The organism is Rothia kristinae (assembly GCF_016028855.1).
GTDB lineage: Bacteria > Actinomycetota > Actinomycetes > Actinomycetales > Micrococcaceae > Rothia > Rothia kristinae.
Genome location: NZ_CP065738.1, coordinates 2282705 through 2297503, shown reverse-complemented (window position 1 = coordinate 2297503; position 14799 = coordinate 2282705). Strand labels below are relative to the sequence as shown.

Below are 14799 nucleotides of genomic sequence, written 5' to 3'. Positions count from 1 at the left end.
GCGCTCGAGGAAGCGGAGCCGATGCTCTCCGGCTGCCCGCCCACCGCTGAGAAGGAGGAGGTCGTCGTGGACCCGCAGGATCCCGCATCCGCCCGGCCGCCGCACCGGCCCCAGGCCCAGACCCCGCACCCCGCGGCGGCGGGCTGGCAGTGGGTGCCTGTGCGCCTGGACCTGCACCGGCGCCTCACCGAGCAGGCCGACGGCGCCGTGTCCGTGGACCCCAGCGGCGGTCCCGCCGAGCAGGAGAGCATCCTGCGGGTGCTGCGTGAGCAGTCCGTGCCGGCCGTGTACAGCGCCGCCGAGCGCACGATCGACCTGATGCTGCCGGTCACCGGCCCCGGTGCTGATCCGCGCGTGGCCCGGGCCGACGCGGAAGGGCGGCTCACCCTGGGTGCGGGCCTGGAGGACTTCATGGAGGAGCTGCTGGCCTTCCCCGGGCTGGAATACGCCTCCTGGCAGACCGGCCCGTCCCCGCAGGCCGCCCCCACCGCCGTCGCCGAGGTCCGCCTCCCGGTGCCCGCCCTGCGCCGACGCCTGCTGCGCACCCGACGCCGCGGACCCGTCCAGCTCGCCGCCCCCGCCGCGGGCTGGTCCCTGGCCGCCGGCACCGACTACGAGGACCTCGTGGAGCTGCTGGACGCGGTCGACGCCGCGGCGGTTCTGCTGGACACGGACGGGGAGCACCGGGCCCTGACCGTGCTCGGTCAGGACGCGGACCCGGTGACCCTGGAATGGGGCCCGGTGCGCACCTCCGTGGCGACCTACCCCGAGGATTCCCCCGCGGGGCGGCTGCAGGCCCAGGTCTCCGGGCTGGCCTCCCAGCCCCGTCGCGACGCCGCCCGCCGCGGCGCCGTCGCCGCCCTGGCCGAGCGCTTCCGCCTGGACGCTCCCTCCGCCCGGCGCCTGGCCGGATACGCCGAGGACGCCACCGGGCGCTACGCCCCCGAATCCGTGCTCCAGCTGCTGGGCCTGCCGGAGGACGCAGCGAAGATCCTGGACGGGCGGCGCACCCCGGAGGACCTGCCGGAGCACGAGGTGATCGCCCCCGAGCAGGGCCCGGTCGGCGCGGTGGCCCAGCGCGTGCGCGATGGTGCGCAGACCCTGCTGGACGGGGTGCGCGGTGTCCGGACGGACCAGAACCCGGATTCGATGAGCCCGGGCGTCGGCGCCGGATCCCGGGCCGGGGGCATCGGCCCGCACGGGCCCGCCCTGCCCGAGCACCACCTGCCCGCCCGCCTGGTGCGCGGGGCCGCGGTCAGCGCCGCCGCGGCCCTCGGCTGGGGCGTGGGCACCTGGCTGGGGCGTCGGAACCGGTGAGCCCGGCGGCATCGCCCTGGACCGAGCGGATCCGCGCCCGACTGGATGACCCCCAGCACCCGGACTGGGTGAGACCGGCCCCCACGGCCCGGCAGCGGCGCGCGGATGCGCTGATCGCCGCGGGGATGGCCGCGCTGAGCGCGTTGAACATCGCGACCTCGCAGTCCGTCGGCCAATACGGCGATCACGCGGTGCGGCCGCGGGACTACGCCGTCGTGCTCCTCATGGCGGCACTGCTGGCGCTGCGTCGCTCCCACCCGGTCGCGACGATGCTGGCGGCTACGGCCCTGTTCATCGGCGGGGCGTACCTGGGTCCGGCCGGCAGCATGACCGTCACCTTCCAGATCGCCTACTTCACGACCATCTACTCTGCGGTGGCCTGGGCCCGGCACCGGGCCGCGGTGTGGACGGCGATGCTCGCGGTGATCCTCGTGATGACCCTGTGGGTCCTGCTGGACCTGTCCATGCGGCAGTCCGTGGCCATCCTCATGGACCGCGTGCCCCGTGACGGCGCCGGACCCTTCGATCCGGTGGTCTCCTACGTCCTCGTCTTCGCCGCGATGAACCTGGCCTACTTCGGCGGCGCCGCGGCCTTCGGGCGGGCCTCCTGGCGCGCCGCCCTGCGCACGACCCTGCTGGCCGAGCAGGCCGAGACCATCCGGGCGCAGTCCCAGCGGCTGAGCGAGCAGGCGGTCCTGCAGGAGCGGGTGCGCCTGGCCCGAGAGCTGCACGACGCGATCGGCCACCACTTCACCGGGGTCGGGATGCTCGCCGGCGGTGCCCGCCGGCGCCTGGAGAAGGCCGGCGCCCCCGACGAGGCTCACCTGACGGGCCCGACGGCCTCCGCCCTGCGCGAGGCCCTCCTGCGCGTGGAGGGCTCCACCCGGGAGGGCGTCGCGGAGCTGCGCACGATCCTCGCCGTCCTGCGCGACCCCCACGAGGGCCCGGAGTCCGCGGAGGAGGAACCGGGACTCGCCCGGACCCTGCGCCTGCCCCGGGAGATGGAGCGGGCCGGGCTCACGGTGCGCTGGGAGCTGGCCGTGCCCGAGGCGACGTGGGAGACCCTTCTGCGCACGATGGGCCTGCCCGCCCAGCTGGCCTTCCTGAGGATGGCCCAGGAGTCCCTGACCAACGCCGCCAAGCACGCCGGTTCCGGGACCGCGGCCTTCGTCGTGCGCCTGCGCGCCGAGGCAGGTCTGCTGGAGGGCGAGGTCACCGACGACGGCGGCGGGCCCGCACCCGTGGGAGGTGTGATCGGCGGGACCGGCGGCCGGGGGCTGCGCGGTCTGCGGGAGCGGGCCGAGGCCCACGGCGGTCACGCCTGCTGGGGTCCGCGCGTCGGCGGGCGCGGATGGTTCGTGCGCTTCGCCCTGCCCCTGCCGCCCGAGGAGGCGCACGGGCAGCTCGAAGCGGCGCAGGGGGTCTCCCGTGGCTGAGGCGCAGACTCTGCGGGTGCTTCTGGTGGACGATCAGGCGCTGGTCCGGGCCGGATTCCGCCTGGTCCTGGAGCTGGAGGAGGACATCGAGGTCATCGGGGAGGCGGCCGACGGCGGTCAGGCTCTGCGGCTGCTGGCCGAGCGGCCCGCCGACGTCGTGCTGATGGACATCCAGATGCCCGGGGTCAACGGCATCGAGGCGACCCGGGAGGTGACTCGACGCCAGCTCGGCCGGGTCCTGATGCTGACCACCTTCGGTGAGGACCAGCACCTGATGGCCGCCCTGCGGGCCGGGGCCAGCGGCTTCCTGCTGAAGACGGCCACCCCGGAGGAGCTCGTCGCGGCCGTGCGCGCCGTGGGATCCGGGCAGGCCCTGCTCAGCCCCGAGGTCACCCTCCCGCTGATCCGGCGGGTGGCCGGGATGCCCGGGGAATCCAGGGAGGGGGCGCCCGAACACGGCCTGGCCGGGGAGGGCCGCACCGGCAAGGCTGCCGGTGGGTGCGCTTCCTCGCCCGACGCCGTCGAGCCGGGGGCGGGGGCGGAACCGGACCCCGCGCGCGAGGCCGAACGGGAGGAGGCCCGCCGTCGCCTGGCCACGCTGACCCCGCGCGAGACGCAGATCCTCGGGCTGATGGCCCAGGGCCTGTCCAACGGCGAGATCGCCGAGAAGCTGTGGCTCGGGCAGGCCACCGTGAAGACCCACGTCTCCGCCGTCTTCGCCAAGACGGGCTCCCGGGACCGGGTGCAGGCGGTCGTGCTCGCGCACCGGGCCGGGCTCGGCGCCCGGGACTGATCCGCGTGGATCCCCCCGCCGGGGGAGGGGCGCCGGAGGCGGATTCATCCTCCGGGGGGAGGCGAGGCCGGAATCGCTCGGCCTAGCGTGGATGACGCGGCCCGCACCGCCGTGCGCGTCCGCATCCGCCGCATCCGAAGCCCTGAGGAGACCCCCATGCCCCCGATGCCCGATGACCCCGTGCTGCGCGTGCACGGCCTGACTCGCCGCTTCGGCGAGCGGACCGTGGTGGACGGGCTGGACTTCGCCCTGCGCCCCGGCACGATGACCGGGTTCCTCGGCGCCAACGGCGCCGGGAAGACCACCACCCTGCGCATGATCATGGGGATCCTGGAACCCACGGCGGGGGAGGTCCTGTGGCGCGGTGAGCCCCTGGGCGCGGAGCAGATCGGCCGCTTCGGGTACATGCCGGAGGAGCGCGGGCTGTGGCCCAAGCAGCGGATCATCGACCAGCTGGTCTACCTCGCCCAGCTGCAGGGTGTGGCCCGAGCCGAGGCCCGCGACCGGGCCGGGCGGCTCCTGGAGGAGTTCGGCCTCGCGGATCGGGGCCGCGACCTGCTGGAATCCCTCTCCCTGGGCAACCAGCAGCGCGTGCAGATCGCGGCGGCCCTGATCCACGAGCCGGAGGCCCTGATCCTGGACGAGCCGTTCTCCGGGCTGGACCCCGCGGCCGTGGACTCCATGGTCGAGATGCTGCGTCGCCTGCTGCGCCGCGGGGTGCCCGTGCTGTTCTCCAGCCACCAGCTGGACCTGGTGGAGCGGCTGTGCGAAGACGTCGTCATCCTCCACGAGGGGACGGTGGCCGTCGCCGGGAGCGCCGAGACCCTGCGCAGCACCGGCCCGGCCCGCTACCGGATCACCGCCGAGGCGGACCTGGGCTGGCTGCGGGACGTCCCCGAACTGGACGTGCTCGACGTCGCCGGGCGAGAGGCGCTCGTGGAGCTCCCGGAGGACCCGGGGGAGAGCGATCGGACGCGCTCGCGCCTGCTGGCCGACCTCGTGCCCCGCGGGCTCACCGGCTTCACCCGCATCTACCCGACCCTCAGCGAGATCTACCGGAAGGCCACCCGATGACCACCGCCTGGCAGACCGTGGCGCTGCGCGAGATCGCCGTGCGCGCCACCGCGAAATCCTTCCTGACCAGCCTCGTCGTCACGCTGGTCCTCATCATCGGCGGCATCGCCGCCTACTCCTGGTTCTCCGACCGCGGCACCGAGACCACCGTGGCGGTCTCCTCCTCCCAGGCCCAGCAGTACGTGGAGCAGGCCGAGACGACGCTGCACGAGAGCTCGGCGCAGGACTCCCTGACCCCCGAGCGGGTCGGGAGCGATCAGGAGGCCATCGACCGCGTCGAACGGGACGAGGCGGACCTGGCCCTCATCCAGCGCGGGGATCGCTGGAGCATCATCACCCCGGACGGGTCCGCCACGCAGCACTCCCGCATCCTGACGGAGGTCGTCACCGAGGATCTGGAGGCCCGGGCGGCCGCGGAACAGGGAGTGGACCTCACGGCCCTGCGCGCCGAGGCCCGGGTGTCCCTGGAGGGCACGGAGTCCTCCCAGCAGGTGGCCGCCGGTCGGGTGCTCAGCTTCGTCTTCGCGATCCTGTTCTACCTGGCCGCGATCGTCTTCGGCATGGGCATCGCCCAGTCCATCCTCGAGGAGAAGTCCCACCGCGTCGTGGAGATCATCGCGGCCGCCGTACCCGTGCGCCAGGTGCTCATCGGCAAGCTCGCGGCCAACATCGGGCTGGCCCTGGGCCAGCTGGTCCTCTACCTGGCCGCCGGACTGCTGGCGATGAACCTCTTCGACGTCGGCCTGGAGATGGGCTGGGTGCTGCGCGGCTCGGGGTGGTTCCTGGCCTTCTTCCTCGTGGGCTTCTCGATCCTCGCGGCGCTGTGGGCGGTGGCCGGGGCGATGGCGGATCGCCCCGAGGACCTCTCCGCGACCTCCACCCCGCTGACCACGATCCTCATGGTCCTGTACTTCGCCGGGCTGTTCGCCTCCGGCACCGTGCAGACCGCGCTGTCCTGGGTGCCGCTGGCCTCCTCGGTGGTGATGCCGCTGCGCCTGGTGCAGGGCACCGCCGGGCCCGTCGAGGGTGCGGCCTCCCTGGGCCTGGGTCTGCTGGCCCTGGTGCTGATCACCGCGTGGGCCGGGCGCGTGTACCGGCGGGCGGTGCTGCGCACCGGGACCCGGCTGCGCTGGGGGCAGGTGCTCACCGGCCGGTCCTGACACCGGGGCGGGGAGAGGGCGGCTGCGCGCGGTGCTGGCCAGGACTTGACCCATCTGGCATACTTGACGGGTACTCGATGCGCGCGGACCCTCTCACCGCGTGTTCATTGTGTCCGCATCGAGCCGCCAGGCACCACCGCCCACCCCACGGCGCGTACCGCCTGCGACCGGCTCACCATGTACAGAAACAGGAGAGTCCACAACAGTGGCTACGAAGATCCGTCTGAAGCGTATGGGCAAGATCCGTGACCCCCGCTACCGCGTGGTGGTCATGGATTCCCGCACCAAGCGCGATGGCCGCGCGATCGAGGAGATCGGCATCTACCAGCCGACCGAGAACCCCTCGCTCGTGCGCATCGACTCGGAGCGCGCCCAGCACTGGCTGTCTGTCGGCGCCCAGCCGACCGAGCAGGTGCTGAAGCTTCTCAAGCTGACCGGCGACTGGGCCAAGTTCACCGGCGAGGGCTCCACCGAGTCCTCCGTCAAGCCGGTCGAGCCCAAGCCCGAGTTCACCGTCCCGGAGAAGGGCTCCGTGATCATCACCGAGGCCGTCACCCCCAAGGGTGAGCAGAAGGCCGAGGAGACCGAGACCCCGGCCGAGGAGTCCGCGGAGTAATCATGCTCGCCGACGCGCTGGAGCACCTCATCAAGGGCATCGTGGATGACCCCGAGGAGGTCGAGGTCCGCTCCCACAGCGGCCGCCGCGGCCAGACCCTCGAGGTCCGAGTGGACCCCGAGGACCTCGGCCGCGTCATCGGGCGCAACGGGCGCACCGCGAAATCCGTGCGCACCGTGATCGGCGCGCTGGCGGAGGATGAGCAGGTCAAGGTCGACATCGTCGACACCGACCGCCGCTGATCCCCGCCGTCGCCGACTCGGACCCCGCGCGCCATCGACCGCCGCGGGAGCCGACGCAGCCAAGGCCCGCGGCCGCCGCATCCCGGCGGCCGCGGGCCTTCGCCGTTCCCACATCCCTTCAGACCCCACTCCCAGGAGGACCAGTGCGCGTCCAGGCCGCCCGCATCGGCAAACCCCACGGCATCCGCGGGGAGGTGACCGTCCAGCTGCTCACCGACGACCCCGAGACCCGCTTCGCCCGGGGCGAGGTCCTGATCCTGGAGCCGGCCAGCCCGCTGGCCCCCTCCGGCACCCTCACGGTGGCGGGGGCCCGGTGGAACAAGTCCATCCTCGTGCTGCGTTTCGAGGAGGTCTCCGACCGCAACGGCGCCGAGGCCCTGCGCAACCACCACCTGCTCATCGACACCGAGGAGGCGGAGGAGACCGAGGGGTACTACGAACACGAGCTCACGGGCCTGGCCGTGTACGCCGTGGACCCCGAGGAGTGGGCCCGCGCCGGTGAGGACCCCGCGCGCGCCCGGCTGGGGGAGCCGGTCGGGACGGTCACCGGGTTGCAGACCCTGCCGACCCAGGACCTGCTGGCCGTGACCCTCGCGGACGGCTCCGAGTCGCTGGTGCCCTTCGTGGCCGAGATCGTCCCGGAGGTGGACCTGGAGGCCGGGCGGGTCGTCATCACGCCCCCGCCGGGGCTGCTGGAGCTGAACCGGGAGGACGCTGACGCGTCGCGACTAGCGGCCGAGGACGGCGCTCAGGACGGGGACGCTCAGGCCGGCGGCGCGCAGGCCGGCGGCGCGCAGGCCGGCGGCGCTCAGGACGGGGAGCCGCGGCCGTGAGGCACCGCTACGACGTCGTCTCCATCTTCACGGAGTACCTCGCGCCCCTGGAGCTGTCCCTGATCGGCAAGGCCCGCCGCGCCGGTCTGCTGGATCTGCGCGTGCACGACCTGCGCGAGCACACCCACGACCGCCACCGCACCGTGGACGACACCCCCTACGGCGGCGGGGCCGGGATGGTCATGAAGCCCGAGCCGTGGGCCGAGGCCCTGGAGGCCATCCTCGACGAACCCGCCGATTCGACCGATCCCGCGCAGCCGGATCCTCGCCCGCTGCTGATCGTGCCCTCCCCGGCCGGGGAGGTCTTCACCCAGCGCACCGCCGAGGCCTGGGCGCAGGAGGAGCACCTGGTCTTCGCCTGCGGGCGCTACGAGGGCATCGACGAGCGCGTGCTGGAGTGGGCCGCCGAGCGCTTCCGCGTGCGCCCCGTGAGCATCGGGGACTACGTGCTCAACGGGGGAGAGGTCGCCGTGATGGCGATGATCGAGGCCGTGGCCCGGCTGCTGCCCGGGGTCATCGGCAACCCCGCCTCGCTGGTCGAGGAATCCCACGCGGAGGGACTGCTGGAGTACCCCGTGTACACCAAGCCGGCCGACTGGCGCGGCCGGGAGGTGCCGCAGGTGCTGCTGACCGGCAACCATGCGCTGATCGCCCGGACCCGCCGGGACTGGCAGCTGCGCCGCACGCTGGAGCGCCGCCCGGACCTGATCCAGGCGCTGCCCCCGCAGCGCCTGGACGCACGCGACCGCACGGTGCTCGAGGAAGCCGCCCGCGACACTGGCAGCGAAGGCGCCGACCCGCTAGGATAGGCGATTGCGCCGTGTTCGGGCACGCCCCTGCCGCAGGGGGAAGAGCGACCTGACGGACACGGCACCGAGGCACCGATCCTGCCTCGGATACCCAGCAGCACCGCCCACCCCCGGATCTTCGGGGCAGACGGGCGGCGTGAGCATCGGTCGGCGACCTGCGGCGGCGGCCGAGGAGAAGCGAACAGTCATGCAGACTCTCGATTTCATCGACAGCAAGTCCCTGCGCCAGGACATCCCGGACTTCGGTCCCGGCGACACCCTGGACGTGCACGTCAACATCGTGGAGGGCAACCGCTCCCGCGTCCAGGTGTTCCGCGGCTACGTCGTCGGGCGCCAGGGTGCCGGGGTGCGCGAGACCTTCACCGTCCGCAAGGTCTCCTTCGGCGTCGGCGTGGAGCGCACCTTCCCGGTGCACTCCCCGATCATCGACAAGATCGAGGTGCTGACCCGCGGTGACGTGCGCCGCGCGAAGCTGTACTACATGCGCGAGCGCCACGGCAAGGCCGCGCGCATCCGCGAGAAGCGCGACAACGCGTAGGGTTGTCACCCTCATCTCGGGCGGAGGCTTCCGCCCCTGAGGCCAAGCGCCGACTCCCGCTCGGGGGTCGGCGCTTGGTCGTTGCGGTCCCGGCCCTGGCCCTGACGCTGATGATCCTCGTGCGCTGCCTGCTGCTGGAGATCTTCACCGTGCCCTCCGGGTCCATGGAGGACACCCTGATGCCCGGGGATCGGATCGCGGTCTGGCGGGTGGGTCAGGACCACCCGGAGCGCGGGCAGATCATCGTCTTCGACGGCACCGGCTCGCTGGCCCCCTACCGCTCCGAGGGCGGGTGGCTGGGCCACACCCTGGAAGTCGCCGGCGCCTGGACGGGCCTGCGCACCCGCGAGGATGTGTTCGTCAAGCGCGTGATCGGCGTCGGCGGGGACACGGTGCGCTGTTGTTCCGCGGACGGGCGCCTGGAGGTCAACGGCCAGCCCCTGACTGAGCCGTACCTGCCTCCCGGGGAGAAGCCCTCCGAGCAGGAGTTCTCCGTGCGGGTCCCCGCGGGGCGGCTCTGGGTCATGGGGGACCACCGCTCCGGTTCCCGGGACTCCCGGGCGCTGCTCGGGGCCCCCGGCGGGGGGATGATCCGGGAGGACCGGATCATCGGCACCCCCGTGGCCGTCGTCCGGCCGCTGCACCGCATTCACAGCCTGGACCGTTAGACTGCGGTAGCCCCATCCACCACCCGGCGGGACCCCGCCGACCCGGCCCATGAAGGAATCCTATGGCAGATCCGGCCACGCCCGCAGCCTCCCACCCCGACGACGCCGCCCCGACCCCCGCGGCCGGGGACCGCTCCCGGAGAGCTCTGCGGCGTCGGAAGCGAGAGGAGCGGCCGCAGGGGGCCTGGGGGAAGATCCGGGAGACCCTGCTGGTCATCCTCTACGCGGTGCTCATCGCCTTCCTGGTCAAGACCTTCCTGCTGCGCGGCTTCTACATCCCCTCCGGCTCGATGGAGAACACCCTCGAGCTGAACGACCGCATCTTCGTGAACGTCGCCGGCAGCTGGTTCCACGACCCCTCCCGCGGGGACATCATCGTCTTCGAGGACACCCAGGGATGGATCCCCGCCTCCGAGCAGGGCCAGGTCTCCCCGGTGCGCCAGGCGCTGTCCTTCGTCGGGGTCATGCCGGATGCCTCGGAGAACTACCTCATCAAGCGCGTCATCGGCACCGGCGGGGACCACGTGGTGTGCAAGGACGCCGATTCCGAGGTCACCGTCAACGGCAGGACCCTGGACGAATCCTCCTACCTGTACCCCGGCTCCCACCCCTGCGGGATGCCTTTCGACGTGACGGTGCCCGACGGCGAGTTCTTCGTGATGGGCGACCACCGGGACGCCTCCGCGGATTCCCGGTACCACATCGAGCAGAAGACGGAGTTCGTGAAGGCGGACGACGTCGTCGGCCGGGCCTTCGTCACCGCGTGGCCGCTGAACCGCTTCCACCTGCTGGACGACCACCACGAGGTCTTCGCCGACGTGCCGGCCCCTTCGAAGTCCTGATGCCCGACGCCGAGCACGTCCGGCCCGCGACCGGAAGGCCCCACACGGTGCGCCCCATGGCGGACCTGGACCTGGAGCGCAGCCTGCTGGGCCCGCGGTGCCGATCCGTGGCCGGCATGGACGAGGTGGGCCGAGGCGCCCTGGCCGGGCCGGTGGCGGTCGGAGCCGCCGTCGTGGACGCGCACACGCGGCTGACCATCCCGGACCTGACGGATTCCAAGCTGCTCTCCCCGGCCCGACGCACGTCGATGGCCGAGCAGATCGCGGCCTGGATCCCCGCGGCCGTGGGCTGCGCCTCGCCCCGGGAGATCGACCTGCTGGGCATCACCGGGGCCCTGCGCCTGGCCGGGCAGCGTGCGCTGGCCCAGCTGGGCGCGGCAGGGCACCGGCCCGACGCCGTCCTGCTGGACGGCAGCCATGACTGGCTCACCGCGCCTGCCCCGGACCTGTTCGCGGAGCCGGATCCCGTGGCGCAGGCTCTGGAGGGCGAAGACCTGCCCGCGTGGACCGGGAGGGTGAGCACCCGGGTGAAGGCGGACGTGGCCTGCGCGAGCGTGGCCGCGGCCTCCGTCTGGGCGAAGGTGCATCGGGACGCCCTGATGCTCGAGCTGGACGCAGCCCACCCCGGCTACGGGTGGGCCGGGAACAAGGGCTACGGCGCCGCGGCCCACCGGCGGGCCATCGCCGCCCTGGGCCCGACGCCGCAGCATCGGCTCAGCTGGAAGCTCGGTGCCGCCTCCGAGGCTCTCGAGGCGGCCCGGGCCGCCCGCGGCTGACCCCCACTGCCGACGTCGGGCCCTCCTTTCCAGGTCCGCGCGCTCGCAACACGCCTCTCGGCTTCGCACCTGCGCCGCCCCTTCCTCGCCCCTCCCCGCGTCGCGCCTGCGCCGCCGAACCCCTCGACCGGCCGTCCGGTCCGTGCGCCCGTGCCCGGGGACGATGGGGGACCGGTCTCCCGAACCGGTGGACGCGGCCGTGATTCGGGCTTCCCATCCACTTTCGCCGCCTCGAATCCGCGGTTTCCGGTCCGCGCCTGCCGCGCTGCGCCCACGATGGGTGCCGACGGAAAGGCAGGTGCCGACATGGACGAGCGAGCACAGACCGGGCGGTGGGGCGAGCAGATCGCCGCCGCCGTGATGATCGGACGCGGATGGGAGGTGCTGGAGCGCAACTGGCGGCCGCCCGCCGGCGCGCAGGCCGAGCGCGGCGAGCCCGCGCGCGGGGAGCTGGACCTGATCTGCCGTGCCCCGGAAGGATACGTGATCTGCGAGGTCAAGACCCGCACCACGGCAGACTGCGGGCATCCCTTCGAAGCCATCGACGAGCAGAAGATCCGCAGCCTGCGCCGGCTCACGGGGGAGTGGACCCGCGGCTGCGGGCTGCGCCCGGGGCGGGTGCGCATCGACGCGGTGGCCATCACCGGCACCCCGACGGGCTTCACCTACGAGCAGCTGGAAGGGGTGGGCTGAGATGGGTTTCGCCCGTACGCACACCGTCGCCCTGCTGGGCCTGGAGGGCCACCTGGTGGATGTGGAGGCCGACATCGGCGCCTCGCTGCCGTCCTTCGTGCTCCTGGGGCTGCCGGACGCCACGCTCATGGAGTCCCGGGAGCGGATCCGTTCGGCGGCCAAGAACAGCGGTCGCGCCCTGGCCCCGCGCCGCATCACCGTGAACCTCACCCCGGCGACCCTGCCGAAGACCGGCTCCGGTTACGACCTCGCGATCGTCATGGCCGCGGTGCAGGCCGACGGCGCCACCGAGCCCACCGGCGGGTGCGTCTACCTGGCCGAGCTGGGTCTGGACGGCTGCCTGCGTCCCGTGCCCGGGGTCTTCCCCAGCGTCGCCGCGGCGGTGGCCGCCGGACACGAGCACGTCGTGGTGGCGGAGGAGGACCTGCCGGAGGCGCAGCTGGTCCAGGGGGCCGTCGTGCACGGATTCTCCTGCCTGGCCGATGTCCTGGCCTGGGCCGGCGCCCGCACCGAGACGCTGATCCGCCCGCCGCAGCGCCCGCGCGCCGTCGCAGCGGAACCTGCCCCCGCGGCGCCCAAGGACCTGGCCGACGTCGTCGGGCAGGAGGAGGGCCGCTGGGCCCTGGAGATCGCCGCCGCCGGAGGCCACCACCTGTCCATGGTCGGGCCGCCCGGCTCCGGGAAGACGATGCTCGCCGAACGGCTGCCGGGCATCCTCCCGCGGCTGGGTGCTGCCGAAGCCCACGAGGTGACCGCGGTGCATTCGATCGGCCAGCGCACCGCCCCGCTGACCCGGCTGATCGAGGATCCCCCGTGGGAGGCACCGCACCACACGGCCTCGGCCGCGGCGATCGTCGGCGGGGGCAGCGGGCTGCCGCGACCCGGTGCCGCCTCCCGGGCTCACCGCGGCGTGCTCTTCCTCGACGAGGCCCCGGAATTCCGCCGCGGGGTCCTGGATGCCCTGCGCCAGCCCCTGGAATCCGGGCTGATCACCATCGACCGGGCCCGGGCCAGCGCCCAGTACCCGGCTCGCTTCCAGCTCGTGCTGGCCGCCAACCCGTGTCCCTGCGGACGCTCCCAGGAGATGGGCGGGGGACGCTGCTCCTGCGGCCCGGTGGAGCGGCGTCGCTACCTCGCCAAGCTCTCCGGGCCCCTGCTGGACCGGGTGGACCTGCACATCACGGTGCCCAAGCTCTCCTACGCCCAGATGCGCACCCGCGGCGAGGCCGAGACCAGCGCCGCCGTGGCCGCCCGGGTCCGGCAGGCCCGCGCGATCGCCGCCGAGCGGCTGGCCGGACTCGGCCTGTCCACCAACGGCCAGCTCGGCGGCACCCACCTGCGTGGGGCGCTGCGCCTGGAGCCCAGCGTGCTCACCCCGCTGCAGGGCCTGTTGGACCGCGGCGAGCTGACCCTGCGCGGCTGCGACCGCGTGCAGCGCCTGGCCTGGACCATCGCGGACCTGGAGGGACGCACCTCCCCGGCGCGCCAGGACATCGACACCGCCATCAGCCTGCGCCTGACCTCCCAGCTGGCCCCCGCCTGAATCCACCCCCACCCTCACGTCCCGCACACCGAATCCCCAGCCCCAGGAGACCGCCATGACCTCCCTCGCCCCCGCCGCCGTGCGCACCGCCCGGCAGCGCCTGATGCAGATCGCCGAACCCCAGGACGCGGTGGCCATCGTCCTGGTCGCGGCCTTCGGGCCGGAGCGTGCCCTGGCCATCGCCGAGGGCCGCGACCGACCGAGCCCGGCCGAGCGGCGCGAAGCGGCCGAAGCCTGGCCCGAATACGCCCGCAGCCTCACCGAGGAGGCGCTGGAGCAGGCCGTGCGACGGTGGCAGCCGCGGGTCGGGCTGCGCCGTGTCGAGGCCCTCGAGGAGACCCTCGCCCGCCACCACGGCGCCTGGTTCGCCTGCCCGGAGGATCCGGACTGGCCCGAGCCCTTCCTGGACCTCGGCCCGGCCCAGCCGTGGGGGCTGTGGGGGCGGGGGCAGCGGGAGCGGCTGGCCCGGTGCGGGGTCGGGGAGATCGCCTTCGTCGGCTCCCGGGACGCGACCGGCTACGGCACCGCCGTCACCTCCCACCTGGCCGGCGATCTGGCGGCCGAAGGCTACGGGATCCTGTCCGGCGGGGCCTTCGGGATCGACGCCGCCGCGCACCGGGCCGCCCTGGCCACCTCCGTCCGGGACCCGGCGACGGTGTGCTTCCTGGCCTGCGGCATCGACCGCTTCTACCCCCGCCGGCACGAGGACCTGCTGCGCGAGATCGCCGACCGCGGGCTGGTGCTCACCGAGGTCCCTCCCGGGTGCTCCCCGATGCGCCACCGCTTCCTGCAGCGCAACCGGCTGATCGCGGGGCTGGCGGAGGTGATCGTGGTGGTGGAGGCCGGGTGGCGCTCCGGGGCGCTGAACACCGCCCACCACGGCCTGGAATGGGGGCGCACGGTGGCCGCGGTCCCCGGCAGCGTGTTCAGCGCCCAGTCGGCGGGCTGCCACCGGCTGCTGCAGGAGGAGCCGGTGAGCATGGTCACCAGCACCCGGGACCTGCGGGAGCTCATCGGCTCCCCGCAGCTGCCGGGCCTGAGCGGCGCGGGGCAGGGACTCCTGCCGATGCCCGGGTCGGGGGCCGGCGCGGCCGGACCCGAGGCGTCGGGGCCTGAAGGCTCCGGGCTCGGCGGCGTCGCGGGAACCGGTGCCGGTCCCGGGGAGCCGGATCCGCGGGAGGGGTTGGACGAGGTGCAGCGGCTGGTGCTGGATGCCCTGCCCGTGGCCCGCGCCGTGCCCGCGGATCGGCTGTGCGCCGTCGCCGGGCTGGCGATCCGCCAGGTGCTGCCGAGCCTGTCTGTGCTGGAGGGCCGGGGGCTGGCCCAGCGGCGCGAGGACGGCACCTGGCGGCTGCACCCGGACTCCCGTCCGGCGCAGCGTGCGGGATCGGGCACCCCGGTGGATACAGTGTGAAGGGCAGGAGGTCGCCCCGGTTCCCTCGACCCGGGGCGACGGCGC

16 protein-coding genes are annotated in these 14799 nt (G+C 73.9%); all 16 read left to right on the top strand.

The features are described 5' to 3' along the window. Nucleotides 1-21: 21 nt before the first annotated feature. On the top strand, nt 22-1317 hold the full coding sequence (locus I6G21_RS10160; RefSeq protein WP_064725415.1) for a hypothetical protein: 1296 nt from the start codon (nt 22-24) through the stop codon (nt 1315-1317). Beyond that, entirely contained in the window at nt 1314-2753 is a 1440-nt protein-coding gene (locus I6G21_RS10155; protein ID WP_165869958.1) for a sensor histidine kinase, read from the top strand. The genes I6G21_RS10160 and I6G21_RS10155 overlap by 4 nt, the downstream gene beginning before the upstream one ends. After that, nucleotides 2746-3546 carry a response regulator transcription factor gene (locus I6G21_RS10150; RefSeq protein ID WP_232238448.1) on the top strand — a complete coding sequence of 267 codons (801 nt, stop codon included), beginning with the start codon at nt 2746-2748 and terminating at the stop codon, nt 3544-3546. Before I6G21_RS10155 ends, I6G21_RS10150 begins: the two co-directional genes overlap by 8 nt. 156 nt (nt 3547-3702) lie before the next feature. After that, nucleotides 3703-4620 carry an ABC transporter ATP-binding protein gene (locus I6G21_RS10145; RefSeq protein WP_129357462.1) on the top strand — a complete coding sequence of 306 codons (918 nt, stop codon included), beginning with the start codon at nt 3703-3705 and terminating at the stop codon, nt 4618-4620. Beyond that, complete coding sequence (locus I6G21_RS10140; RefSeq protein ID WP_058731472.1) at nt 4617-5780, top strand: ABC transporter permease; 1164 nt, start codon at nt 4617-4619, stop codon at nt 5778-5780. The genes I6G21_RS10145 and I6G21_RS10140 overlap by 4 nt, the downstream gene beginning before the upstream one ends. Nucleotides 5781-5985: 205 nt before the next feature. Then, nucleotides 5986-6396, top strand: coding sequence for a 30S ribosomal protein S16 (rpsP, locus tag I6G21_RS10135; protein ID WP_058731471.1), 411 nt, complete (start codon nt 5986-5988; stop codon nt 6394-6396). A gap of 2 nt (nt 6397-6398) precedes the next feature. Continuing rightward, nucleotides 6399-6638 carry an RNA-binding protein gene (locus I6G21_RS10130; protein ID WP_058731470.1) on the top strand — a complete coding sequence of 80 codons (240 nt, stop codon included), beginning with the start codon at nt 6399-6401 and terminating at the stop codon, nt 6636-6638. 143 nt (nt 6639-6781) lie between these two features. Continuing rightward, nucleotides 6782-7471, top strand: a complete 690-nt coding sequence (gene rimM, locus I6G21_RS10125) for a ribosome maturation factor RimM (protein ID WP_129357463.1) — start codon at nt 6782-6784, stop codon at nt 7469-7471. Next, nucleotides 7468-8280, top strand: coding sequence for a tRNA (guanosine(37)-N1)-methyltransferase TrmD (gene trmD / locus I6G21_RS10120; protein ID WP_058731468.1), 813 nt, complete (start codon nt 7468-7470; stop codon nt 8278-8280). The genes rimM and trmD overlap by 4 nt, the downstream gene beginning before the upstream one ends. 187 nt (nt 8281-8467) lie before the next feature. Further along, nucleotides 8468-8818, top strand: coding sequence for a 50S ribosomal protein L19 (gene rplS / locus I6G21_RS10115; RefSeq protein WP_058731467.1), 351 nt, complete (start codon nt 8468-8470; stop codon nt 8816-8818). Between the two features lie 74 nt (nt 8819-8892). Further along, nucleotides 8893-9486 carry a signal peptidase I gene (gene lepB, locus I6G21_RS10110; RefSeq protein ID WP_232238447.1) on the top strand — a complete coding sequence of 198 codons (594 nt, stop codon included), beginning with the start codon at nt 8893-8895 and terminating at the stop codon, nt 9484-9486. A gap of 62 nt (nt 9487-9548) precedes the next feature. After that, complete coding sequence (gene lepB, locus I6G21_RS10105; protein ID WP_064725410.1) at nt 9549-10328, top strand: signal peptidase I; 780 nt, start codon at nt 9549-9551, stop codon at nt 10326-10328. A 56-nt stretch (nt 10329-10384) separates the two neighbouring features. Next, on the top strand, nt 10385-11104 hold the full coding sequence (locus tag I6G21_RS10100) for a ribonuclease HII (protein WP_224799694.1): 720 nt from the start codon (nt 10385-10387) through the stop codon (nt 11102-11104). Between the two features lie 306 nt (nt 11105-11410). After that, on the top strand, nt 11411-11797 hold the full coding sequence (locus I6G21_RS10095) for a YraN family protein (RefSeq protein WP_058731763.1): 387 nt from the start codon (nt 11411-11413) through the stop codon (nt 11795-11797). Nucleotide 11798: 1 nt separating this feature from the next. After that, entirely contained in the window at nt 11799-13340 is a 1542-nt protein-coding gene (locus I6G21_RS10090) for a YifB family Mg chelatase-like AAA ATPase (RefSeq protein WP_058731762.1), read from the top strand. Between the two features lie 55 nt (nt 13341-13395). Next, nucleotides 13396-14754, top strand: a complete 1359-nt coding sequence (locus tag I6G21_RS10085) for a DNA-processing protein DprA (RefSeq protein WP_064725409.1) — start codon at nt 13396-13398, stop codon at nt 14752-14754. The last annotated feature ends 45 nt before the right edge of the window (nt 14755-14799 follow it).